Raw genomic sequence first — 21,308 nt, 5'->3', positions numbered from 1 at the left:
GCCCGTCGGTGACGGAGTCGTGCAGGTCGGAGGGCGCCTGGGTGACTCCCACATGCCACTCCCCGACCGCCGCCAGGGCCGCTCCCGCGATCACCTCGGAGGTTCCCTGGGCGCTCAATCCGAGCGGAGCCAGGCAGAGCAGGCCGAGAAGGAACCTGTTCCTGCAGCGGAGGTTCACCACTTCACGCGCACGCGGTAGGTGAGAAGTGCACGGCCCTCGGCGGGCACCGTCACCTGGAACCGCCCTTCGTGGGCCGCGGATTTGGTGCAGGGATGGCTGCTTTGGATCACCTCCCAGTCGCCCGGCAGGGGCTCCAGCACCGTCACCGTCACGGGTTCCTTCTTGGCGTTCTTCAGCTCCACTTCGAAGGCCGATTCGTGGACGGAACCGAACTTCCCCTGCTTTCCCAGGCTCTTGTAGTCCGTCTGCTTGCGGCGGGCGGTGACGTCGAAGGCTTCGCCCAGCTTGAGGCGCACCCGCTCGTTCTGCGGCGTGTGGTCCACATTGTCCTCGCCCACGAATTGGGCGCGGCCGTCGCCGTCGCGCTTGTAGACGCGGATGACGCCCTTGGGCAGCGGCATCCCCAGGCGGCTCGCCTCCTTGTTGTCGAACTCCACGAACACGCCCACCTTCCGCTTGTCCTCCACCAGCCCGTAGCTTCCCGAGTAGTAGTAGTCCTGTCCCTGCAGGAGGAACTCCTTGCGCGCGGGCACCGATGCCGCGCTCAGGAGGGCCACCTGCTTCGTCTGGTTCGCCGCCAGCGTAGTGGGGCGGTCGAGGGTGTAGAGGTGGTATTCGAAGAGGCTCTCTTCGGCCATGCGGGGAGCTGCCTCGGCCTTCATGAGGCTTCCCACGATGCCCCCCGGCGCGGAACCGGGCATAGGTGTCCGAGCCCGGTTGAGATCCCCGGCCACCAGTTGGAGGGTGGCGTTGGGAAAGGGGACGCTGCCCTGGTTGGTGAGGGTCACCCAGCCGCTGAGGTCGAGGGTCTTCTCGTCAGTGGCGAGGTTCGCCACGTAGTCGGCGCGCCAGGAGAGGCCGCCGGTGAGGTAGCTCAGCTCCAGCTTCTGTTCCCGCTCGATGCCGCTGTGCAGGGTGATGACGAGGGTGGGCCGGGCGCGGAGGTTGCCGGGCACGCCGGGGAAGACGATCCGCCCCGGCACGGTGGTCTCGATGCGGTCGGCGAACTGGAGCACGGTGCCGCTGTTGGTGGCCAGGACCGTGGCCTCCTCGCGGACCTCCTTCGCCCCGGCGCCGTCCGCATTCTGGACGCTCCGCACCACCACGACCTTCTCTCCGACGTACTTCTCCAGCAGCTTCTGGGGCGTGAGCAGGTCGAAGTCGAAGTTCTGCTCCGCCACCCAGAAATCCTTCGGCGCCGTGAGATTCCGCAGAAGCGCCGTCTCCGGCCGGATCTGGGCGGCCACGTCCTGGAACGCCAGCCGCGTCTCGCCTTTCGTCAGGCGCACGTCGCGGGTGTCCTTCACCAGCGCCCGATTGTCGTTGTAGATCGTGACCGCCAGGGCCTTCTGGTCCTTCAGCGTCGTGGCCGTCTCCTGGGCGGAGAGCAGGGCGGGAAGGGCGGCGAGCAGAGCGACGCGCATGGGACCTCCGTCCGAGGGGGTTCAGCCTTCCAGTTTGCCGGCCGCGGCCAGGCCCTGGATCCGCCCCACGGCGGCGTCCAGCTGGGCCTTCAGGAGTTTCTCCGCGCCCATCATGGCCATCATCATCGGGATGTCGGCCTCGTCCACCACGCGAAGGGTGCTGCCCGCGCCGGCCGGGGCGATCTCGAAGCGCAGTTCGTGGTCGAAGAGCTTCTTTCCGCCGGGAACCAGGACCACCTTCTGATTGGGCACGCGCTCCTTCACCACCAGTTCCTGGGGCATCTTCATCCCCATGACCTCGATGATGTAGCTGTGCCGATCGGGCTCACCCTGGAAGTTCTGGGCGTCCGGCTCCAGGAAGGCCCGGTGCTTCGACAGGTCGGAGAGGAAGGCGTACAGCGCCTCCGCGGAGACGGGGAGCGAGGCGGTGTCGGTCTTGATCGTCGTCATGGGGGCTCCGGAGCTGAACGGAAATGATCACCGCCCGACGCCGGGACGCCAAGGAAAGATGCCCCGCAGTCAGTGGACGCGTTCGCCGAAGAACGCCGTGCCGATGCGGACCTGGTCGGTGCCGGCGCGGACGGCGGCTTCCAGGTCGGAGCTCATTCCCATGCTGAGGAGGAGGGCGTGGCCGAGATCCTGCTGGAGCCGATCCCGGAGCGCGGCGAGTTGCGCGAAGGCGCCGTCGTCCTCCGGGGGAGGGATGGCCATCAGGCCGCGCAGCGGCAGGTTCGGATCGCCCGCCAGGGCCGCCAGCAGCGCGGGCAGGTCCGCTTCCGGACAGCCACCCAGTTTGGTGGCTTCATTCCACAGGTCCACCTGGATCCAGACCGGGCGCACCACCTGGAGTTCCGCGGCGAGGCGGCGGAGGCGCTCCGCCAATTCGGGCCGGTCGAGGCTCTGGATCTCGCGGAAGTGCTGGAGGGCCGCCTTGGCCTTGTTCCGCTGCAGCGGGCCGATCAGCAGAAAGGCCAATTCCGGTTCGGCGGCGGCTTTGTCTGCGCCTTCCTGGACGTAGTTTTCGCCGAAGCGCGAGAAGCCCAGGGCCGCCGCCTCGCGGATCAGGGTCAGCGGCTGCCGCTTGGAGACCGGCAGCAGTTCGACGCGCTCCGGATCCCGCCCCGCCGCCTCGCAGGCCAAGCGGAGCCGCTGCTTCAGTCCGGCGATGCGATCGACCAGGTTCACGGGAGGAACAGGATGCGCTGGCAGGATTCGCAGGCGAGGAGGGTCTTGCCCTCCTTCAGCTGAAAGAGGAAAGGCCCGCGCAGTTTCACCCGGCAGCCGGTGCAGGTGCCGTTTTCCACGGGCACCACGGCCTTGCCCTGGCGGGCGCCGGCCAGGCGATGAAAGCGCGCGACCTCCTGCGGCGGAAGCTTCGCCTCCAACTCCGCCCGCTTGGCTTCCAACAGGGTCCGCCCCTCCACCTGGTTGGCGTGCTCATCCAGGAAGACGGCATGGAGTTCGTCGAATTGGGCCTTGGCGGCGGTTCGCTCGGCCTCCAGGTCCGTCAGGGCTTGGCCCAGAGTCTGAACCTCGCTTTCCAGGGCCTTGAGGGGCTTGGCGATGGCGGCCTTCAGCCGCTCCTTCTCGTCCAGGTCGCGGATGGCGGCGGTGTATTGGACCTTCTGGGTGGCGGTCTTGAGGGCGGCCCGGGCGCGATCCTCCTCCTTCTGGGCGAGGGTCAGATCCTTGGATTTGGTCTGGATCTGGGTCCGGGCGGTTTCGAGGGCCTTGGTCTTGTCGGCGATCTGCTTGTCCGCGGTCTTGATCCGGGCTTCCAGAGCGGCGAGATCCGGAGGAAGGGCGGCCAAGTCGCGGTGGATGGTGCCCAGGTAGTCCTGGGTGGCTTGCAGATCGCGCAGGATGGGGAGCAGGTCCATGGGTCTGAGGCTACACCCAGCACTGACTTCAGAGGGCCTTTGAATATGAATTTGAGTAAATAAAAAAATATTAGTCAAATGACGAAGATGTGAGGGATCTCTGAAAAATACGACTTGACGGTGGATGCGCGGCGATGCGAGTCTCTTAGCACTCGCTGTTGGTGAGTGCTAACAGCTCCTCTCTATACCTTCCCCTTTTCCTTTCGAGGAGATCCCATGGCCATCCAGCCTCTGTCCGACCGCGTCGTGCTCAAGCGCGTCGATCCCGCCGAAGTCGTCAAGGGCGGCATCATCATCCCCGACACCGCCAAGGAGAAGCCCATGGAGGCCGAAGTGGTGGCCGTCGGCGAGGGCAAGATCAACGAGAACGGCACCCGCAATCCCATGTCCGTGAAGGCCGGCCAGAAGGTGCTGATCGGCAAGTACAGCGGCACGGAAGTGAAGATCGACAACGTCGATCACGTGATCGTGCGCGAGGACGAGATCCTGGCGATCGTCGGCTAATCGAGACTACGGAACCCAAGAGGAGATACACATGGCCAAGTCCATCATCTATGCCGAAGATGCCCGCCAGGCGATCCTGCGCGGCGTGAACAAGCTCGCCGACGCGGTGCAGGTCACCCTCGGGCCCAAGGGCCGCAACGTCCTCATCGAGAAGAAGTTCGGCTCCCCGCTCATGACCAAGGACGGCGTCACCGTCGCCAAGGAAGTCGAGCTCAAGGACAAGCACGAGAACATGGGCGCCCAGCTGGTGCGCGAGGTCGCTTCCAAGACCTCCGACATCGCCGGTGACGGCACCACCACCGCCACCGTCCTGGCCCGCGCCATCTACCGCGAGGGCATCAAGGCCGTCGTGAGCGGCGCCAACACCATGGAGATCAAGAAGGGCATCGATCTCGCCGTGGAGACCGTCGTCAAGGCCATCGACGACATCAAGAAGCCCGTCGAAGGCAACGCCATCGCGCAGGTCGGCACCATCTCCGCCAACGGCGACGAAGAGATCGGCCGGATCATCGCGGAAGCCATGGGCAAGGTCGGCAAGGACGGCGTCATCACGGTCGAAGAGGCCAAGGGCCGCGAGACCGAGCTGAACGTGGTCGAGGGCATGCAGTTCGATCGCGGCTACCTCAGCCCCTACTTCGTGACCAACCCCGACCAGATGAAGGTCGAGCTGGAGAATCCCTACATTCTCGCCTACGAGAAGAAGGTCTCCAACATGCGCGATCTCCTGCCCCTGCTGGAGCAGGTCGTCAACAGCCGCCGTCCCCTGCTGATCATCGCCGAGGACGTGGACGGCGAGGCGCTGGCCACCCTGGTGGTGAACAAGATCCGCGGCACCCTGAACGTGGCCGCCGTGAAGGCTCCCGGGTTCGGTGACCGCCGCAAGGCCATGCTCGAGGACATCGCCACCCTGACCGGCGGCAAGGCCATCAGCGAGGACCTGGGCCTCAAGCTCGAGAACCTCACCCTGACCGACCTCGGCTCCGCCAAGAAGATCGTCATCGACAAGGAGAACACCACCATCGTCGAGGGCGCCGGCAGCACCGAGGCCATCCAGGGCCGCGTGAAGCAGATCCGCGCCCAGGTCGAGGTCTCCACCAGCGACTACGACAAGGAGAAGCTGCAGGAGCGCCTGGCCAAGCTCGTGGGCGGCGTCGCCGTCATCAAGGTGGGCGCGGCCTCCGAGACCGAAATGAAGGAGAAGAAGGCCCGCGTGGAAGACGCCATGCACGCCACCAAGGCCGCCGTCGAGGATGGCATCGTGGCCGGCGGCGGCGTCGCGCTGCTCCGCAGCCTGAGCAAGCTCGCCGAGCTGAAGGTCACCGGCGACCAGGCCACCGGCGTGGACATCGTCCGCAAGTCCCTGGAGGAGCCCCTCCGCCAGATCGCCAACAACGCCGGCGTCGAAGGCTCCGTCGTGGTCAACGCCGTCCGCGAGGGCAAGGGCAACCACGGCTACAACGCCGCCACCAACGAGTACGGCGACATGGTGTCCTTCGGCGTGGTCGATCCCGCCAAGGTGACCAAGTCCGCCCTGCGCAACGCCGCCTCCGTGGCGTCCATGATGCTGACCACCGAAGCCATCATCACGGAGATCCCTGAGCCCAAGGCTCCCGCTCCTGCGGGCCCCGGCATGGGCGGCATGGAAGACATGTACTAGCCCCTTACCGGCAGCGGCTCCTTCGGCGCCGCTCCACGAAAGGCCCCGCGCGAGCGGGGCCTTTTTCTGTACCTGCGGATGTCTCCAAAAGGGACCGAGGCCTCCCTTGATAGCCGCACAAAACGAAAAAAATCCACCTTGGGGGCGATTGAGACGGGCGAAAAAAACGAATGGAGACGGCGACGGGACATCTAAGCCTAACGCCCCGTCATGGCTGGCTGTTGATGTGAATTAGTGGGGGTTTATTCTTATACACGACAATAGAGTCATTTTTAATTGCTACCAATGGGTTGACTATGGTCGGGCCGCGGCGCATCTTTCTCCCGGATCCCTCCGGGTCTTTCCCCCGCGAGCGATTGAAGGAACGGAAATCCATGGACATGGATGGTTCGCGAAGCGCCAACGCCGATCTTCGGGCGGCTGATCGCGTCTCTCTTCCGTTCCCTTCCGCAGCCCCTGTTCTCCCGGCCGGACTCCGGACGGTACCGCCCCGTTCGGCGGCGCCGGGGAAGGCCGCCGGCTCCCCTTGGAGAGACCGATGACTCAAAAGAAGGCGATGTTGATCGACATCTCGCTCTGCATAGGCTGCAACGCCTGCCAGGACGGATGCAAGACGGAGAACAAGCTGAAACCGGGGGAGGAGAAGCGGCTGTCGCCATCGGCCTACACGGCCCTCAGCGAGCACGACGGCGTCTTCGTCCGGCACCTCTGCCAGCACTGCGACGTGCCGACCTGCGTGTCCGTGTGCCCCGTCTCCGCCTTCACGAAACTGGCGGAGGGCCCCGTCCTCTACGACGCCAGCAAGTGCATCGGGTGCCGCTACTGCATGCAGGCCTGCCCCTTCCATGTGCCGCGCTACGAGTGGGCCAGCACCAAGCCCCGCATCCAGAAGTGCATCTTCTGCGCGCCCCGCATCACGAAGGGCCTCCAGCCCGCCTGCGCGGAAGCGTGCCCCACGGGCGCGACGCTGTTCGGCGACCGGGACGAACTCCTGCAGGAAGCGCGCAAGCGGATCAGCGCGGAACCCGCCAAGTTCGTGCCGAAGATCTACGGCACCGACGAGGTGGGCGGCACCTCGATCCTCTACATCAGTCCCGTGGCCTTCGAGAAGCTGGGCTTCGACACGCAGCTCGAGAAGTCGCCCATGCCGGTCCTCACCAACCGGGCCATGTCGAAGATTCCGAACGTCGTCACCGTCGGGAGCGTGATGCTCGCGGGGATCTGGTGGATCACCAGCCGCCGCGCCGACGTCCAGCGCTACGAAGCGTCCCAGAAGCAGGAAAACCGCCCTCAGACCAAGGATAAGCCATGAGGTCCTTCACCTTCCCCCGCATCACGGTCTGGCGCGTGATCGCCGTCGTCCTCATCGCCGCCGGCGTGAGCGCGGCCATCGCCCGGTTCACCCTCGGGCTGGGCGCCACCACCAACCTCAGCGACCAGTTCCCCTGGGGGCTGTGGATCGGATTCGACTTCCTGGGCATCGGGCTCGCCGCCGCCGGCTTCACCATCGTGGCGACGGTCAACCTCTTCCACGCGAAGGAGTACGAGCCCATCGTCCGTCCGGCCATCCTCACGGCCTTCATCGGGTACCTCCTCGTGGTGCTGGTGCTGGTCATCGATCTGGGGCGACCCGAGAACTTCTGGCATCCGCTGGTCATGTGGAATCCCCACTCCGTGATGTTCGAGATCACCTGGTGCGTGATCCTCTACACCACCGTCCTGTCGCTGGAATTCGCGCCGATCGTGCTCGAGAAGTTCAAGATGCACACGCCGATCAAGTGGATCCACAACGTGTCGCTGCCGTTCATGATCCTGGGCGTCCTGCTGTCCACCCTGCACCAGTCGTCGTTCGGATCGCTCTACCTGATCGTGCCGAATCGGCTCCACGCCCTGTGGTACACGCCGCTCCTGCCCATCCTGTTCTTCATCTCGTGCATCGCCTCGGGCCTGTCGATGGTGATCGTCGAGACGCTGATCCTGTCCCGCAGCGGGCGGACCCTCCTTTCCCCCGCGCTCCGCGCCAACCTGGCGAAGATGACCGCGGTGGCCCTGGCGATCTACCTGGTGGTGCGGTTCCAGGACATGCTCGCCCGCGGCGTGTTCCACGAGATGAAGACGCTGAGCTACCACAGCCTGGCCTTCTGGGCGGAGATCCTGATCGGGTTCGTCGTTCCGCTGATCCTCCTGATGTTCGAGCGCGTGCGCTTCTCCCGGCGGGGCCTCTACGTCGCCGCGCTCCTGGTCCTCGCCGGCTTCGCCGCTAACCGGATGAACACGGCGATCACGGGCCTCGAAGACTGGCCCACCCGCACCTACTTCCCCTCCCTGATGGAAGTCCTCATCACCATGGGCATCGCGGCGATCGGCTTCAGCGCCTTCACCCTGACCGCCCGCCACCTTCCCATCTTCGAGACCGAACCTTCTTCGGCTTCGCACTAGCGGTCTGCCATAAGGAATTCGAGCCATGCGGACCCGGATCGGAACCCGCTTGATTCTAGGCGCCGGGCTGGCGACGGCCCTGGTGATCGGGGGGATGGCCGTGGCCGTCCTCCGGACCCACGGCGCCCAGCTGATGGCCGAGCGCACCCGCAGCGCGGACCAGCTCAGCGAGACGATCAAGAGCAGCACGCACTTCGACATGATGGAGAACCGCCGGGAGAACCTGCACCGGCAGATCCGCGCCGTGGGCGGCCTGCAGGAGCAGGGCATCCGCAAGGTGCGGGTGTTCAACAAGGAGGGGCGCGTCATGTTCTCCTCCGCCGGCGAGGAGATCGGGACCAGCCTGGATATCAAGGGCGAGGCCTGCTACGTCTGCCACGCCGAGGGGCGGCCCCTTGAGCGGCTGGAGATCCAGGCGCGGGCCCGCACGTTCCGGGCCCCCGACGGCACCCGCGTCCTGGGATTGATCAACCCCATCCCGAACGAGCCCTCCTGCTACACCGCGGCGTGCCATGCCCACAGCCCCAAGCAGAGCCTGCTCGGCGTCCTGGACGTGAACGTCTCCCTCGCGGAAGTGGATGAGGAGATCGCCCGCAGCCGCGCCGTGATCGCGGGTTCCGCCGTCCTCGCGATTCTGGCCGGCAGTTTCATCCTGTGGTGGCTCAACCGCCGCCTCGTGGTGCGGCCTGTGAAGGCGCTCGTCGCCGGCACCAAGCGGGTGGGTGAGGGCGATCTGGCCACCACGATCCCGGTCAGCGGACGCCACGAGCTGGGCCAGCTCGCGGGAGCCTTCAACGCCATGACCCAGCGCCTGGCGGAGACCCAGCGCCAGCTCACCCAGGCCGACAAGCTGGCCTCCGTGGGACGCCTGGCGGCGGGCGTCGCCCACGAGATCAACAACCCCCTCACGGGCGTCCTGAGCTATGCGTCCCTCCTCCGCAAGCGGCTCACCGACGACGCCTCCGCCTGCGAGGACCTCGACGTCATCGTGCGGGAGACGGTGCGCTGCCGCGGCATCATCCGGGATCTCCTCGACTTCGCCCGGCCCGCGGCGCCGGCCCGGAAGACCATGGACCTCAACGAGGTGGTCCGCCGGGCGGTGTCGGTGGTGATGGTCCAGCTCTCCCTGAACCACGTGGATCTGTCCCTGGACCTGGCCGAGGACCTTCCCACCGTCCACGCGGACGCCAACCAGATCCAGCAGGTGGTCGTGAACCTGCTGCTGAACGCGGCGGACGCCATCGGCGGGGGCGGCGGACGGATCCGCGCCATCACGCAATCGGCGACGGCGGGCTCCATCGAGTTCCTGCTGGAGGACAGCGGCCGGGGCATCCCCGCCGAGGACCTGCCGAGAATCTTTGAACCCTTCTTCACCACCAAAGGCAACCAGGGCACGGGCCTGGGGCTCGCCGTCAGCTGGGGGATCGTCGAGGCCCACGGCGGAACGCTGGAGGTCCAGAGCGAGCAGGGGCAGGGCACCCGCTTCACCCTCCGCCTCCCCACGTCCCCCGACGCGCCCGGCCTTTCCCCGTCCCCTTCCATTCCGTCCCCATCCTAAGGAGGCAGTCATGACCGCCGTTCTGATCCTTTTCATGTTCCTGGCCTTCGTCGGCACGGACTTCCTGGTGCGCACCACCCTTCGGCGGATGCGCGAAAAGCAGGAGCGCCAAGCCCGCGAAGCCGTGCTGAACACCGCCATCCGCCTCGATTTCACCCACGAAGCCAAGAGCCTCAAGCGCGTGGCCGTGCCCAATCCCAAGGCCCGCATCCTCGCGGTGGACGACGAGGCGGTGGTGCTGGATTCCTTCCGCCGGATCCTGGTGCTGGAGGGCTACAGCGTGGACACCGTCGAGCACGGCGCCGAAGCCCTGGGACTGATCCAGCGCAACGACTACGACTTCCTGTTCACCGACCTCAAGATGCCGGACATGGATGGCGTGGACGTGGTGAAGGGGGCCAAGCACCTGCGTCCCGACATGGACGTGGTGGTGGTGACCGGCTACGGCAGCATCGAGACCGCCGTCCAGACGCTCCAGCAGGGCGCCTGCGAGTACGTCCAGAAGCCCTTCACCGCCGACGAGCTGGCGGAGTTCGCCCGGAAGCTCGTCATCAAGCGCGAGGCGCGCATCGAATCCCAGCGCCGCCCCAGCGTGAAGGTGGTGGCGCCCGAGATGGCCGACGTGGTGTCCGCCAGCGAGTTCTGCGTGCCCGGTGGCGCCTTCCTGTCCGCGGGCCACGCCTGGGTGCGGATCGAGCCCGAAGGCCAGATCCGGGTGGGCATCGACGATTTCGTCCGCAAGGCCCTGGGCACGGTGAAGGCCGTGACGCTGCCCGAGCGCGGAAAGACCGTCAAGCGGGGCGAGCCCCTGTTCACCCTCAAGGGCGCGACGGGCACGGTGCAGGTCGTCGCTCCGCTCAGCGGGCGCGTCGAACACGACAATGCGGGCCTGCTGACGGACCCGGGCGAAGTGGTGCGCAGCCCCTACGACCGCGGCTGGGTCTGCCTGATGACGCCCGAGGACCTCGCCGGTGAACTGTCCGACCTCAAGATCGGCCAGCCCGTCATCGACTGGTACCAGGAGGAGATCGCCCGCCTGCGGATGACGGAAGCGCCCCAGGCGGTCGGAACGGACGCCCTCGACTGGTCCGCTTTCGAGCAGCAGTTCCTGGGACAGAGCGCGCCCACCCACGCCTGAGCGATTCCGCAAAGAGAGCGCCGGGGGCTTCAGCCTCCGGCGCTCTCTTTGGCGTGGTAGCTGGAGCGCACCAGGGGCGCGGATTCCACCCGGTGGAAGCCCATGGCCAGGCCTGCGCGCCGGTAGAGATCGAACTCCGCGGGTTCCACGAACCGATCCAAGGGAAGGTGCAGTCCCGACGGCGGAAGGTACTGGCCGATGGTGGCGATGTCCACGCGGGAAGCCCGCCAGTCCGCCATCAGCGCCAGGACCTGGTCCGGCGTCTCGCCCAGGCCGACCATGATCCCGCTCTTCACTCGCATGGCCGGCGCGTGGCGATCCCGCCAGTCCGCCGCGCGGCGCAGGAGTTCCAGGCTCTGGCGGTAGTCGGCATCCGGCCGGACGCGGCGGTAGAGGTGGGGCACCGTCTCCACGTTGTGGTTCAGCACGTCGGGTCGGGCTTCCAGGACGGTCAGGAGCGCCGTTTCGTCTCCGCGGAAATCGGGGATCAGCACCTCCACGCCGCATCCGGGCGACAGCGTCCGGATCCACTGGATGGTCTCCGCGAAGTGGACGGAGCCTCCGTCGGGCAGATCGTCGCGGTTCACGGACGTGACCACGGCGAACCGCAGGCCCAGGCGAGCCACCGCTTCGGCCACCCGCTGGGGCTCGCCGGGATCCAGCTCTCCTGGCCGCCCCTTGCCCACGTTGCAGAACCCGCAGTGGCGGGTGCAGATCTCCCCCATCAGCATGAACGTCGCCGTGCGGTGGACGCCCCAGCACTCGTGGAGGTTGGGGCAGCGGGCCTCCTCGCAGACCGTGACGAGCCGCTGGCTCCGGATCAATTCCTCCACCTCCGCCACCACCTCCGGCGCCGGAACGCGGATCTTCAGCCAATCGGGGCGGGGGCCGGGAAGCACGGGAGGACGGGCCATAGCCCCCCATTGTGGGGGATTGGCCACGGATGAACACGGATGAACGCGGACGGGGGATGGCCAAGTCTTGATCATGTCTTTTTTAATCAGCGTTTATCGGTGTTTATCCGGGGCCGATTCCTTCTTTCTCTTCGGATAGAATGAGCCCATGTCCGACACCCCTCCGGAAGTCCCCGAATCCCTGGCCCAACGTGCGCCGGAGGCTTCGAAGACCTTCGAGCCCCCCAAGGGTTTCGAGACCAAGTTCCGGGGGTTGGCCCTGCACCTGTCGGCGTTCGAAGGGCCGCTGGACCTGCTGCTCCATCTGATCCACGACCAGAAGCTGGACATCCTGGATCTGCCCATGGCGGACGTCACCCGGCAGTACATGGATTACCTCCAGCTGATGGAAGAGCTGAACCTGGAGATCGCGGCGGAGTTCGTGGCCATGGCGGCCCAGCTTCTCCAGATCAAGTCGCGCCTGATGCTCCCCCGACCGCCGCAGGAGACCGGCGAGGAGGATCCCCGCGAGGAACTGATCCAGCGGCTGCTGGACTATCAGCAGGTCAAGGCCGCCGCGGCGATGCTGTCGGACCGGGAAGCGGACTGGCGCAAGATCGCCTTCGCGCCCGGGCTCGACCTGGACGACCACAAGCGGGTGGAGGAGGAGCCCATCCGCGCCACGCTATTCGACCTCCTGGGCGCCTACCGCGACGCCCTGAAGCGGCTGCTGCCGCCGCCTCCGGTGGAGGTCCGCACCCAGCCGAAGACCCTGGAACAGCGCGTGGTGGAGGTGCTCCGCGAGCTGCAGGACGGACTGTGGAAGCCCTTTCAGGGGCTCCTCGGGCAGGTCCGCACCCGCGAGGAGCTGGTCCTGACGTTCCTGGCCCTCCTGGAGCTGGTCCGCACGGGCCGCATCGCCCTGGTGCAGGGCGAGACCTTCGGCGAGATCCGGATCAAGGCCGCCGAGGCCGCGTGAGCGAGGTCCTGTCGGCGGCCCACCGGCGGGCTCGCGCGGTCGGATGGGCCCTCTGCGGAGGCGGCCCCGTCCTGGTCGCGCTGCTGATGGTGTCCGGGGCCGTCCCAGCGGGGCGGAACCTTCCGGAAGGCCCCTTCCTCCAAGTGGGACACGCGTTCACGGGTCTGGTCTTCCTGTCCGCCGCTTGGGTGCTGTGGCGCAGAGGGACGGTCCTGAAGGATTTCGGACAGCTGCCTCCAGCCCGGCAATCCGGTGTGCTCTTGCGCGAATCCCTGCTGTACGCGGCGCTGTTCGAGTTGAGCAGCATGTACGGGCTGGTCTACTGGGCGCTGACGGGACGCCATGCCGCGGGCCACGCATGGGGATTCGTGCTTTGCACCCCCTTCCTGTTCCTGGCGTTCTTCCCCCCGCTCCGACGATGGCGGGAAGGGGCGGTATCCTGACGGCCGACGATCATGCGTCCGCGGGGGTCCCCATGCCCGAGTCCCACCGGCCCGAACCTGATCCCGCGCGGGGCGAGGATCCCTATGCCACTCAGAAGCTGCTCATCCAGCCCCAGCCGGACCAGACGGTGAGGCTGGTTCCTCCCGTGCTCCAGCCGCCGGAGCCCCCGCCGGAACCCCCGTCGGCCCAGTCCGCTTTGCCCCTCCCGCCCGGCGGATGGAAGGTCCCCGCCGGGTTGGCCGTGGTGGCGCTGGTGGGATTGGGCGCCTACCTCCTGTTCTCGGGCCGCACGCCGCCGTCGGTGGCCGCGGCGCCCGCGGAGGCCGTCCCTCCCGGGGCCCAGGCCTATTTCGACCAGGCCCAGGCCGGGGATGCGCACGCCATGCGGATGCTCGGCGTGATGTACTACTACGGGCTCAACGTGCCGCAGGACGCCGAGAAAGGCCTCTACTGGTACCGGAAGGCCGCGGAGCGGGGCAGCGAAGCCGCCCAGACCGAACTCGCCAAGCTGGAGCGGGTGCGGAAATAGGCTAGGCCGGAGGGGGTCCGTTCCGCCAGGCCGCGACCTTGGCGGCGGCGGCGCGGCCCACGGCTTCCACCAGGGCGGCCTCCTCGGCCTCGCGCACCTTGGTGGCGCTGCCGAAGGCCTGAAGCAGCTTTTTCGCCGTGGTGGGCCCGATGCCGGGGATCTGCGTCAATTCCGTTTGCAGGGTGCGCTTGGCGCGCAGGGCGCGGTGGTAGGTGATGGCGAAGCGGTGGGCCTCGTCGCGGATGCGCTGGAGCAGTTGCAGGACGGGGGACGACTTGGGGATCCGCAGGGGCTCCGCCGCGCCCAGCCGGAAGACCAGCTCCTCTTTCTTCGCGAGGCTGGCCAGCTCCAGGTTCTCCAACTCCAGGGCCTTCAGGGCGGCCTCTGCCGCGTGGAGCTGGCCCAGGCCGCCGTCGATCAGCACCAGGTCGGGAAATGCCTGGCCCTCGTCCTTCATGCGCCGGTAGCGGCGGGTGACGGCCTCGTGCATGTTGGCGAAGTCGTCGTTCTGCTCGTTGGTCATCTTGAACCGGCGGTAGCGGGCCTTGTCGGGCACGCCGTCGGTGAACACCACGCAGCTGGCCACCACTTCCCGGCCCTGGCCGTGGCTGATGTCGAAGCACTCCAGCCGGCGGGGCAGGTGGGCCAGGCCGAGGAAGGCCTGGAGGCCCTCCAGCACCGCTTCGTTGAGGCGCGCGGGCTCGAATTTGCGCTCCAAGGCCAGGCGGGCGTTCTCCTGGGCCATGGCGAGGAGATCCACCTTCTCGCCCTTGCGGGGGACGTGGACCCGGACCTTGGTGCCGCGCAGTCCGGACAGCCACTCGCACAGCAGGTCGCAATCCACCGGTTCCACCTCCGTGAGGATCCGGGCGGGGGGCGGCTCGCTGCTGTAGACGCGCTGGATCGCCTGCGACAGCACCTCGCCGTCGAGGATCTCCACTTCGTCCAGGAGGTACTCATGGCGGCCCACCATCCGCCCTTCCCGCAGCATCAGGCGGTGGACGCAGGCCCGACCGTCCAGGACGGCGCTGCCGTAGATGTCCGTGTCCTCCAGGTCGGGGGTGGCCGCTTTCTGGCGGGTGAACCAGGCGTCGACCTGCTGGAGGGCGTCCCGGTGCTGTGCGGCCTGCTCGAAGGCGGCGGCTTCGGCGGCCTTCCACATGGCCGCCTCCAATCGCGCCTTCAGCTCGTCCCGCTTCCCCTCCAGGAAGAGCCGGGCCTCCTTGGCCTGCTCGCGGTAGGCCTCCTGGGTCACGGCGGCGATGCAGGGCGCGGTGCAGCGGTGCAGCTGGTACTTGAGGCAGGCCCGGCCCCGCTTGCCGTCGATGTCGATGTCGCAGTCGCGGATCTGGAAGAAGCGGTAGACCAGCTCCGCCGTGCGGTAGGCGGTGCTGGCGGGAAAGAAGGGGCCGAAGTACAGGCTGCCGTCCTTCCGGATCTTCCGCGTGACGTAGACCTTGGGGAAGGCCTCCTTCCAGGTGAGCTTCACGTACGGATAGCTCTTGTCGTCCCGCAGCAGGATGTTGAACGGCGGCAGGTGCTCCTTGATGAGGTTGTTCTCCAGGATCAGGGCTTCCAGTTCCGTCTCGCAGACGATGAACTCCAGATCCCAGATCCGCGCCACCAGCCGGCGGGTCTTGGCGTCCAGGCGCTTCTGCTGGAAGTAGGATTTCACCCGATTCCGCAGGACCTTGGCCTTGCCCACGTAGAGGAGGTTCCCGCCTTCGTCCCGGTACAGGTAGCAGCCGGGCTGCACGGGCAGGTCCGCCAGCTTGCGCTTCAAGGCCGGGGAGGCCTCCAGGTTGGTTCGGATCACAGCCACATCCCAGTTTAGCGGGCCGCCGGCGATCCTAGCGGCGGATCAGGACCTGGACCAACAGCAGGCCCAGCACCGGCGCCAGCAGCAGGAGGGTGAGCCACCACGCCGAGGCGTGGGCGTAGTTGAGCGTCCACCCGATGCCGAAGCGCTTGGGCACCCACACCTTGGGGTCGTCGGGATTCACGTAGAAGAGGCCCCACCGGTAGTCGTCCGAAGGCCCCGGGGCTCCGAGCCGCTTGAGTTCCCGGACCATCAGGATCATTCCCAGCAGGAGGAAGGCGGCGAAGATTCCGAAGCCGAGGGCGAGGCTTCCGGGGCGGAGGACGACGGCGAGGAGCAGGACCATCACCCCGGAGGCGGTGAATCCCCGCATGGGGGCCATCGCCGCGCCCTTCCGGCCGTCGGGATCCTGGTCGCTCCCGGCGAAGGCCCACCCGCTGAAGAGCAGGATCAGCCACAGACCGCCGGGAAGGCCGAACAGAAGCCAGGGAAACGCGGCCTTGGACGTCCAGCCGTCCGGCCGGCCCCGCAGGTCGAAGTGGGTGGGAATCGGATCCGGCAGGCGGGACAGGAGGACCGGCAGCGCGCAGGCCACCAGGAGCACCGCCGCGAGCGGGACCAGGTCCCACTTGGAAAGCCAGCCCGGAGTGCGATCGTGGGGTTCCATGGCTCCAGCCTAGCTCCGCGATGAGAGACTGGAACCATGCTGAACCTGGAAACCTTCCCCGTCGGACCCCTCGGCTGCAACTGCTCCCTTCTGTGGGATCCGGCTACGGGGCAGGGGGTGGTGGTGGATCCCGGCGGCGACGGCGCGAAGATCCGGAAGCGAGTGGAAACCCTCGGCTTCACCGTCACGGCGCTGCTCCACACCCACGCCCACTTCGATCATGTGGGCGCCACCCGCGAACTGCAGGACCTGTGGCAGTGCCCCGCGCACCTGCACGCGGACGACGGGTTCCTGATCGACGCCCTGCCGCGCCAGACGGGGCTGTTCGGGATGCCCGCCATCCCCCAGCCCGAGATGGCGGACCTGAACGCCGGGGATCGCCACGGAGACCTGACCACGCTGCACACCCCGGGCCACACGCCCGGCTCCTGCTGCTTCCACGGCGAATTCGCCCGCGGACGGGTGCTGCTGGCGGGGGACACGCTGTTCCGCGGGGGCGTCGGACGCACGGACCTGTGGGGCGGAAACTGGGATCAGCTGGAGGCGAGCATCCGCCGGGAGCTCTACGTCCTGGACGGCGCCACCCTGGTGATCCCGGGCCACGGACCCGCCACCACCATCGGCGAGGAGGCGACGGGCAATCCCTTCGTGAGGGGCCATTCGTGAGGGGATAGTCCGGCGTAGACTGGGCGCAACCCCCGGAGGTCCTCCATGGACGCCCTGCTCACGTCGTTCGGCTGCTTCGGCCCGATCGCGCTCTTCCTGGTGATCTACTTCTTCGCCTGCCTCAAGGTGGTGAACGAGTACGAACGGCTGGTGGTCTTCACCCTGGGGAAGGTCGACGCCCAGCCCAAGGGACCGGGCCTGTGCTTCGTGTGGCGGCCCTTCCAGACCTCCGTCACCGTGAGCCTGCGCACCGTGGTCATGGACGTCCCGAGCCAGGACATCATCACCCGCGACAACGTCAGCCTGAAGGTGAGCGCCGTCGTCTACTTCAAGGTGCTGGATCCCAAAGCCGCCATCGTGGGCGTGGAGAACTACTACTACGCCACCAGCCAGATGGCCCAGACGACGCTGCGCAGCATCCTGGGCGAGGTCACCCTGGACGAGCTGCTGGCCGATCGCGAGAAGCTGAGCCAGCGCCTGCGGGAGATCATCGACCGCTCCACGGAGCCCTGGGGCATCGAGGTCACCAGTGTGGAGCTGAAGAGCGTGGACCTGCCCGAGCAGATCCAGCGCGCCATGGGCAAGCAGGCCGAGGCGGAGCGCGAGAAGCGGGCGAAGATCATCGCCGCCGAGGGCGAGCTGTTGGCCAGCCAGCAATTGCTGGAAGCCGCCAACAAGATCAGCGAGAACCCCACGGCCCTCCAGATGCGCTACCTCCAGACCCTGGGCGAGATCGCCACGGAGAAGAACAGCACCATCGTCTTCCCGCTGCCCATCGAGCTGATGAAGGCCTTCGAGAAGCTCACCGGGAAGTAGAAGCCTTCCACCCCCGCCACGCGGAAGCCTCCGCCTTCGCCAGGGCGGAGGCTTCCATGCTCGCTTTCTCCCCGTAGATCTGGGCCTCCACGGCCTCCGCCAGCCGCAAAAGGGCCTCGGCCCGTTCCGGCCGGAGGGCGCCGAGGCGCTCCAGCCACGCCCGGGCCGTTTCTCCGGAGATGGGCGGCGCCTGCCGCCGGAGGCGGGCCAGGAGGGGCCGCAGGGCGCGGATGCTGCCCGGGCCGGAGGGCGTGGGCCGCCACAGGGCGCGGCTGCGCCAGCCGATCCAGGCCAAGGCCAGCGTGCCCACCGACCAGGAAAGTCCCGCCGGGGGCGCCTTCCAGCGCCATTCCCAGGCTTGGGCGGCGCTCTGGATCCACGACAGGCCCGCCTGCTGGTCCTCGTCGGAGAACCGGACGACGTAGCGGTCCCAGCGGTAGTTCAGGGTGTCCGCCCACCGCGACAGGGCGGCGAGGAAGCCCGCGTCCTTGGCCCCCGGCGGACCCGCGGGGGTCGGATCCGCGCGCCGCCAGCGGCCCTGGTCCCAGTACTCCACCCAGCTGTGGGCCTGGTCCTGGCTCACGCGGAAATAGCCGCCTTCGGGAATCCACGGGCCGAGGCGATAGCCGTTCACCACGCGGGCGGGGACGCCGCGGGTCCGCATCATCAGCGCCATGGCCGAGGCGAAGTACTCGCAGTGGCCCGCCTGGGTGCGCTCCAGGAAATCCTCCAGGGGGCGCTCCGTTCCCCCCGACGGGTTGTCGAGGGTGTAGCGGAAGCCGCGGAGGGCGCGCTCCAGCGTCCGCGCCAATTGGGGCGCCGGAAGGATCCCCGGCGCCACGCGCAGGCTCCAGCGGCGGATTGCGGCTTCCTCGGGGCCCGGCTGGAGCAGCAGCTGGCGCCGGCGGGAGGACAGCTCGCCTTCGCCGGGGTCCGCGTCACTGGGATTCCACGCCACCTCCACCGGCATGGGCCGAGCCCGGGGGAACCGCCACCGGAGGCTGCCCCCTTCCGCCCGCCGCAGCGGCAGGCCCGGCGGCGCGACCTCGCTCAAGCCGTAGGGCAGGGCGAGGATCCCCTGCCCGCTGGGGCTGAACAGGAATTCCACCCGGAAGGCGCTGGCGTGCCGGGCGGGGGGCATGAAGGCCGTGCTGGGCGTCAGATCGGAGGTGGTCCACCGGTCGCCGTCCAGGGCCTCCAGCGCCACGCCACGCAGAAGTTCCAGGCCGCGGCTGTCGGTCGGATTCCATTCGGGCGGCGGCACGATGCGGAGGACGACCTCGCTGTTGGGGGCGATGGGGCCGTTCGCGCCCAAGTCGAGCTGGTCCCCCAGGCCCGCCTGGGCCAGGGCGCCCGCCACCCGCAGGAAGGGCGGGCGGAAGCCGGCATTGAGACGGGGAAGCAGCAGGAAGAACGCCGCCCCCAGAAGGACCGACGCGCCCAGCCAGAGCGGGACGCGGGCGTAGGGGGCCCGCGACGGCGCCCCTCTCCGGAGCGCGGCAGAGGCCTCCCACGTCTGCTGGAGCAGGGCCGCGGCGGCCGCTCCGGCCCAGGCCAGGGCCCAGACGAGGAAGATCAGGTCCGTGGTACTGACGGCGGCGGTGAGGAGCAGCAGGAACCCGATGAGTACCAGCTGGCGCCGCTGGGGCAGCTCCCGTGGGAGGGCCAGGCGCATGCCCGCCAGGAGGAAGAGGGTGTGGATGGCCACTGCGAAGATGCCCCGGCCCCGGCTGAGGTCCGCGAGGAAGAAGACCACGGCCCCCGCCTCCAGCCAGCGCTGGCGGCGGCCCAGATCCCACCGGAGCAGCTCCACTCCGACGGCCGCGGCCAGGGGAAGCGCCATCGCCACCAGTTCGCCCGGATCGTAGGTGCCGGTGGACGCGGCCGCCCCCAGGACCACCCACAGGGGGAGGTGGTCGATCCACCGCGCCGCCTTCACGGCCAGACCCAGCTCCCCAGCGCCGCGGGCCGGGACGCGCCGGTCACTTCCGGCAGGTTGCCGGCCACCCCCTGGGCGCTGGCGGCGCCGAGGAGTGCCCAGCTGACGGCTTCCCGGGCGCCGGAAGGAAAGGCGAGATCGTCCTCCAGGGGCACGCGCAGCCGCGCGGTCAGTTCGGCGCGGAGCCGTTCATGCTGCGCCCCTCCGCCGCTCACCAGCCCGCGGGCGCCGGAGGGGACGGGATCCAGCCGCGCGGCCTCCCGCGCCACCGCTTCCGCCGTGAAGGCCGCCAGCGTCGCCAGCCGGTCGGGGAGGGGCAGGGCCTCCAGTGCCAGGGCTTCCGCCCCCAGCCACGCCTCGCCGAAGACCTCCCGCCCCGTGGATTTGGGGGGCGCCTGACGGAAGTAGGGATGCGCCAGCCACGTTTCGAGCAGCGGCGCGTGGACGGCACCGGAGGCCGCCGCCCCGGCGGGATCGAAGGGCAAGTCCAGCCAGCGGCGGGCGGCGAGGTCCAGGAGCGACATGCCCGGGCCGGTGTCCCAGGCCCGGAGGCGGCTGCCGTCCCAGGCGGCGAGGTTGGCGATTCCGCCCAGGTTCAAGGCCAGCCACGGCTCGCGCCCGCGGAGCCACAGCTCGGGCAGGGGCACCAGTGGTGCGCCCTGTCCCCCCAGCGCCAGGTCGCGCCGGCGGAGGTCCCACACCACGGGACAGCCGACGGCTTCGGCCAGGACGTAGGGATCCGCCAGCTGGAGACTCGCGCCCTCGGCGGGGTGGTGCTGGACGGTCTGGCCGTGGAGGCTGGCGAGGTCGGGCCGGAGGTCCAGTTCCGCGCACAGGTCCGCCGCCGCCCGCGCGTGATGGTCGCCCAGCCGGCGCTGGAGAACGCACAGGCCAGCGGGATCGAGGCGGTTCGAAGCGGCCGCCAGGACCTCGTCCCGCAGGGGTCCGGGATAGGGTTCGGCCCGGTGGCCCAGCAGCCGGAGGAGGGGGCGTCCCTCGGGAAAGGCGCGGGGATCGATTTCCGCGAGCACGGCGTCCACACCGTCGGCGCTGGTGCCGGACATCAGGCCCAGCACGCGCCAGGGGCGGTCCTCCGGAAGCGGGATGGGGGGGCGCATGACGCTGATGATGCCAGCAAGAACGGGGCTGGAGATTGCGGATACCCTGAAGGCTCCGGGGGTTGCCCATGTCCTTCTGGCTCATTCTCATCATCGGCGTCGTGATCTTCCTGGTCATGCGCGGTAAGAAGGACCGCCCCGAACAGCTGGGCGCCTCGCGTCGCGCCCTCCCGACGGGCCCCCTGGAACCCCACACCTTCCCGTGCCCCTATCCCAAGTGCCCCGCCTGCGGCGCTTCCGGCGACGGGATGAAGCAGGACTGGGACGGACTCCGCGCCGTGAAGTGGGCCTGCGGGTACTGCGGCGCCGTGGCGGGCGTCCAGAACCTGAAGGACGAGGAGCTTCCGCTGTCCGCCCGGCGGCGCCTGGGGCTCGACGCCCCCATGCAGGGCTCCGTTCCGATGCAGCAGGGCGGCTACGGCCAGCCCGGCGGCGGGGCGGGCGGGCTGCTCACGGGCATGATGATCGGCAGCATGCTGGGCGGCGGCCATCACCACGAGGATCGGGGAAACGACGGCGGAGGGGACGGCTGGAGCGGCGGCTCGGGGGATTCTTCCAGCGACTGGGGCGAGTCGGGCTCCGGCTCCAGTGATTGGGGCGATTCCGGCGGCGGCGACTGGGGAGGCGGCGGCGATTCGGGCGGAGGCGACTGGTAGG

Annotated in this window: 21 protein-coding genes; 12 read left to right on the top strand and 9 right to left on the bottom strand. The window is 68.5% G+C overall.

The genetic code is table 11. From position 1 onward, the window contains the following. Positions 1 to 174: 174 nt before the first annotated feature. The 4 genes from RAH39_RS09650 to RAH39_RS09635 form a co-directional block, all read right to left on the bottom strand. Positions 175 to 1,605, bottom strand: coding sequence for a DUF4139 domain-containing protein (locus RAH39_RS09650; protein WP_306589885.1), 1,431 nt, complete (start codon positions 1,603 to 1,605; stop codon positions 175 to 177). Between the two features lie 21 nt (positions 1,606 to 1,626). Then, complete coding sequence (locus tag RAH39_RS09645) at positions 1,627 to 2,055, bottom strand: SRPBCC family protein (protein ID WP_306589884.1); 429 nt, start codon at positions 2,053 to 2,055, stop codon at positions 1,627 to 1,629. 69 nt (positions 2,056 to 2,124) lie between these two features. Continuing rightward, positions 2,125 to 2,790, bottom strand: a complete 666-nt coding sequence (locus tag RAH39_RS09640; RefSeq protein ID WP_306589883.1) for a YggS family pyridoxal phosphate-dependent enzyme — start codon at positions 2,788 to 2,790, stop codon at positions 2,125 to 2,127. After that, positions 2,787 to 3,485, bottom strand: coding sequence for a zinc ribbon domain-containing protein (locus RAH39_RS09635; protein ID WP_306589882.1), 699 nt, complete (start codon positions 3,483 to 3,485; stop codon positions 2,787 to 2,789). The genes RAH39_RS09640 and RAH39_RS09635 overlap by 4 nt, the downstream gene beginning before the upstream one ends. Before the next feature lie 216 nt (positions 3,486 to 3,701). Here RAH39_RS09635 and RAH39_RS09630 point away from each other — a divergent pair, with 216 nt between their 5' ends. The 6 genes from RAH39_RS09630 to RAH39_RS09605 all read left to right on the top strand — a co-directional run bounded on the left by RAH39_RS09630 (position 3,702) and on the right by RAH39_RS09605 (position 10,781). Continuing rightward, positions 3,702 to 3,989: a co-chaperone GroES gene (locus RAH39_RS09630; RefSeq protein WP_306589881.1), complete on the top strand. Its 288-nt coding sequence runs from the start codon at positions 3,702 to 3,704 to the stop codon at positions 3,987 to 3,989. 31 nt (positions 3,990 to 4,020) lie between these two features. Then, the gene (gene groL, locus RAH39_RS09625) at positions 4,021 to 5,646 is read left to right on the top strand and encodes a chaperonin GroEL (protein WP_306589880.1); all 1,626 of its coding nucleotides are present in this window, start codon (positions 4,021 to 4,023) and stop codon (positions 5,644 to 5,646) included. A 538-nt stretch (positions 5,647 to 6,184) separates the two neighbouring features. Beyond that, positions 6,185 to 6,958, top strand: coding sequence for a 4Fe-4S dicluster domain-containing protein (locus RAH39_RS09620; protein WP_306589879.1), 774 nt, complete (start codon positions 6,185 to 6,187; stop codon positions 6,956 to 6,958). After that, the gene (gene nrfD, locus RAH39_RS09615) at positions 6,955 to 8,085 is read left to right on the top strand and encodes an NrfD/PsrC family molybdoenzyme membrane anchor subunit (protein WP_306589878.1); all 1,131 of its coding nucleotides are present in this window, start codon (positions 6,955 to 6,957) and stop codon (positions 8,083 to 8,085) included. Before RAH39_RS09620 ends, nrfD begins: the two co-directional genes overlap by 4 nt. A gap of 25 nt (positions 8,086 to 8,110) precedes the next feature. Then, positions 8,111 to 9,643, top strand: a complete 1,533-nt coding sequence (locus tag RAH39_RS09610; RefSeq protein WP_306589877.1) for a sensor histidine kinase — start codon at positions 8,111 to 8,113, stop codon at positions 9,641 to 9,643. A gap of 10 nt (positions 9,644 to 9,653) precedes the next feature. Continuing rightward, the gene (locus tag RAH39_RS09605; protein ID WP_306589876.1) at positions 9,654 to 10,781 is read left to right on the top strand and encodes a response regulator; all 1,128 of its coding nucleotides are present in this window, start codon (positions 9,654 to 9,656) and stop codon (positions 10,779 to 10,781) included. A 29-nt stretch (positions 10,782 to 10,810) separates the two neighbouring features. On the opposite strand, the gene lipA is transcribed toward RAH39_RS09605, so the two are convergent. After that, complete coding sequence (gene lipA / locus RAH39_RS09600) at positions 10,811 to 11,695, bottom strand: lipoyl synthase (protein WP_306589875.1); 885 nt, start codon at positions 11,693 to 11,695, stop codon at positions 10,811 to 10,813. Between the two features lie 148 nt (positions 11,696 to 11,843). Between lipA and RAH39_RS09595 the strand changes: the two genes are divergently transcribed. The 3 genes from RAH39_RS09595 to RAH39_RS09585 are packed head-to-tail and all read left to right on the top strand — an operon-like array spanning position 11,844 to position 13,626. Beyond that, positions 11,844 to 12,653, top strand: coding sequence for a segregation and condensation protein A (locus tag RAH39_RS09595; protein WP_306589874.1), 810 nt, complete (start codon positions 11,844 to 11,846; stop codon positions 12,651 to 12,653). Next, complete coding sequence (locus tag RAH39_RS09590; RefSeq protein ID WP_306589873.1) at positions 12,650 to 13,096, top strand: hypothetical protein; 447 nt, start codon at positions 12,650 to 12,652, stop codon at positions 13,094 to 13,096. Before RAH39_RS09595 ends, RAH39_RS09590 begins: the two co-directional genes overlap by 4 nt. A gap of 32 nt (positions 13,097 to 13,128) precedes the next feature. After that, complete coding sequence (locus tag RAH39_RS09585) at positions 13,129 to 13,626, top strand: tetratricopeptide repeat protein (protein WP_306589872.1); 498 nt, start codon at positions 13,129 to 13,131, stop codon at positions 13,624 to 13,626. A 1-nt stretch (position 13,627) separates the two neighbouring features. Here the strand turns inward: RAH39_RS09585 and uvrC are convergent, their stop codons facing one another. After that, positions 13,628 to 15,442, bottom strand: a complete 1,815-nt coding sequence (gene uvrC / locus RAH39_RS09580) for an excinuclease ABC subunit UvrC (protein ID WP_306589871.1) — start codon at positions 15,440 to 15,442, stop codon at positions 13,628 to 13,630. 34 nt (positions 15,443 to 15,476) lie between these two features. Beyond that, complete coding sequence (locus RAH39_RS09575) at positions 15,477 to 16,112, bottom strand: DUF5808 domain-containing protein (RefSeq protein ID WP_306589870.1); 636 nt, start codon at positions 16,110 to 16,112, stop codon at positions 15,477 to 15,479. A 36-nt stretch (positions 16,113 to 16,148) separates the two neighbouring features. Between RAH39_RS09575 and RAH39_RS09570 the strand changes: the two genes are divergently transcribed. Both RAH39_RS09570 and RAH39_RS09565 read left to right on the top strand, forming a co-directional pair. Next, positions 16,149 to 16,778 (top strand): MBL fold metallo-hydrolase, encoded by a 630-nt coding sequence (locus tag RAH39_RS09570; protein WP_306589869.1) that lies wholly within the window; start codon positions 16,149 to 16,151, stop codon positions 16,776 to 16,778. A gap of 45 nt (positions 16,779 to 16,823) precedes the next feature. Beyond that, a complete protein-coding gene (locus tag RAH39_RS09565; protein WP_306589868.1) occupies positions 16,824 to 17,594 on the top strand; it encodes a slipin family protein in 771 nt (256 codons plus the stop codon). Here the strand turns inward: RAH39_RS09565 and RAH39_RS09560 are convergent. Together RAH39_RS09560 and RAH39_RS09555 are read right to left on the bottom strand one after the other, a co-directional pair. Continuing rightward, complete coding sequence (locus tag RAH39_RS09560; protein ID WP_306589867.1) at positions 17,581 to 19,533, bottom strand: transglutaminase TgpA family protein; 1,953 nt, start codon at positions 19,531 to 19,533, stop codon at positions 17,581 to 17,583. The genes RAH39_RS09565 and RAH39_RS09560 overlap by 14 nt on opposite strands. After that, a complete protein-coding gene (locus RAH39_RS09555; protein WP_306589866.1) occupies positions 19,530 to 20,651 on the bottom strand; it encodes an anhydro-N-acetylmuramic acid kinase in 1,122 nt (373 codons plus the stop codon). The genes RAH39_RS09560 and RAH39_RS09555 overlap by 4 nt, the downstream gene beginning before the upstream one ends. A gap of 68 nt (positions 20,652 to 20,719) precedes the next feature. Between RAH39_RS09555 and RAH39_RS09550 the strand changes: the two genes are divergently transcribed. After that, positions 20,720 to 21,307 (top strand): hypothetical protein, encoded by a 588-nt coding sequence (locus RAH39_RS09550; RefSeq protein WP_306589865.1) that lies wholly within the window; start codon positions 20,720 to 20,722, stop codon positions 21,305 to 21,307. Position 21,308 lies beyond the last annotated feature (1 nt).

The organism is Geothrix sp. 21YS21S-4, from assembly GCF_030845995.1.
GTDB lineage: Bacteria > Acidobacteriota > Holophagae > Holophagales > Holophagaceae > Geothrix.
This window is presented reverse-complemented; position numbering and strand designations above follow the sequence as displayed.

Bases quoted from the DNA above. Each gene is read 5' to 3' on its own strand.
- RAH39_RS09650 (WP_306589885.1), bottom strand. From the start codon at position 1,605: ATGCGCGTCGCTCTGCTCGCCGCCCTTCCCGCCCTGCTCTCCGCCCAG.
- RAH39_RS09645 (WP_306589884.1), bottom strand. From the start codon at position 2,055: ATGACGACGATCAAGACCGACACCGCCTCGCTCCCCGTCTCCGCGGAG.
- RAH39_RS09635 (WP_306589882.1), bottom strand. From the start codon at position 3,485: ATGGACCTGCTCCCCATCCTGCGCGATCTGCAAGCCACCCAGGACTAC.
- RAH39_RS09630 (WP_306589881.1), top strand. From the start codon at position 3,702: ATGGCCATCCAGCCTCTGTCCGACCGCGTCGTGCTCAAGCGCGTCGAT.
- groL (WP_306589880.1), top strand. From the start codon at position 4,021: ATGGCCAAGTCCATCATCTATGCCGAAGATGCCCGCCAGGCGATCCTG.
- RAH39_RS09620 (WP_306589879.1), top strand. From the start codon at position 6,185: ATGACTCAAAAGAAGGCGATGTTGATCGACATCTCGCTCTGCATAGGC.
- nrfD (WP_306589878.1), top strand. From the start codon at position 6,955: ATGAGGTCCTTCACCTTCCCCCGCATCACGGTCTGGCGCGTGATCGCC.
- RAH39_RS09610 (WP_306589877.1), top strand. From the start codon at position 8,111: ATGCGGACCCGGATCGGAACCCGCTTGATTCTAGGCGCCGGGCTGGCG.
- RAH39_RS09605 (WP_306589876.1), top strand. From the start codon at position 9,654: ATGACCGCCGTTCTGATCCTTTTCATGTTCCTGGCCTTCGTCGGCACG.
- lipA (WP_306589875.1), bottom strand. From the start codon at position 11,695: ATGGCCCGTCCTCCCGTGCTTCCCGGCCCCCGCCCCGATTGGCTGAAG.
- RAH39_RS09595 (WP_306589874.1), top strand. From the start codon at position 11,844: ATGTCCGACACCCCTCCGGAAGTCCCCGAATCCCTGGCCCAACGTGCG.
- RAH39_RS09585 (WP_306589872.1), top strand. From the start codon at position 13,129: ATGCCCGAGTCCCACCGGCCCGAACCTGATCCCGCGCGGGGCGAGGAT.
- RAH39_RS09575 (WP_306589870.1), bottom strand. From the start codon at position 16,112: ATGGAACCCCACGATCGCACTCCGGGCTGGCTTTCCAAGTGGGACCTG.
- RAH39_RS09570 (WP_306589869.1), top strand. From the start codon at position 16,149: ATGCTGAACCTGGAAACCTTCCCCGTCGGACCCCTCGGCTGCAACTGC.
- RAH39_RS09565 (WP_306589868.1), top strand. From the start codon at position 16,824: ATGGACGCCCTGCTCACGTCGTTCGGCTGCTTCGGCCCGATCGCGCTC.
- RAH39_RS09555 (WP_306589866.1), bottom strand. From the start codon at position 20,651: ATGCGCCCCCCCATCCCGCTTCCGGAGGACCGCCCCTGGCGCGTGCTG.
- RAH39_RS09550 (WP_306589865.1), top strand. From the start codon at position 20,720: ATGTCCTTCTGGCTCATTCTCATCATCGGCGTCGTGATCTTCCTGGTC.